This is a genomic window from Morganella sp. HMSC11D09 (assembly GCF_001807955.1).
In the GTDB taxonomy this organism is placed as follows: Bacteria; Pseudomonadota; Gammaproteobacteria; order Enterobacterales; family Enterobacteriaceae; genus Morganella; species Morganella morganii.
Window position 1 is genome coordinate 93,162 of sequence record NZ_KV791688.1, and the last position, 364, is coordinate 93,525.

Annotated in this window: 1 pseudogene; it reads left to right on the forward strand. The window is 58.5% G+C overall.

Going from position 1 to position 364, the window contains the following annotated elements:
* A pseudogene (locus HMPREF3119_RS09585) lies at positions 1-364 on the forward strand (RHS repeat protein); the annotation flags it as partial.

Genomic DNA, 364 nt, shown 5'->3' on the forward strand with positions numbered 1-364 from the left:
GGTATGAAGGTGCGGATTCAGCCGGGCGTCCGCTGAGTATCACGGAACAGACCGCAGGGCAGAACGCTCAGGTAACCGAGCGCTTTGTGTATGCAGGCAGCAGTGAGGCGGAGAAAGCAAAAAACCTGGCGGGGGTCTGTACACACCATTATGATCCGGCCGGGCTGATGCAGACGGACAGCATTGCGCTGACCGGCGTGCCACTGTCGGTGACCCGTCAGTTGCTGAAAGATGCGGATAAGCCGGTTACCCGTGTTAACTGGCCGGAAAGCAATCCGGAGCGTTTGCTGTCAGCTGAAAAATACACCACACAGACTACGGCTGATACCACCGGTGCGGTACTGAACACCACGGATGCGGCGGG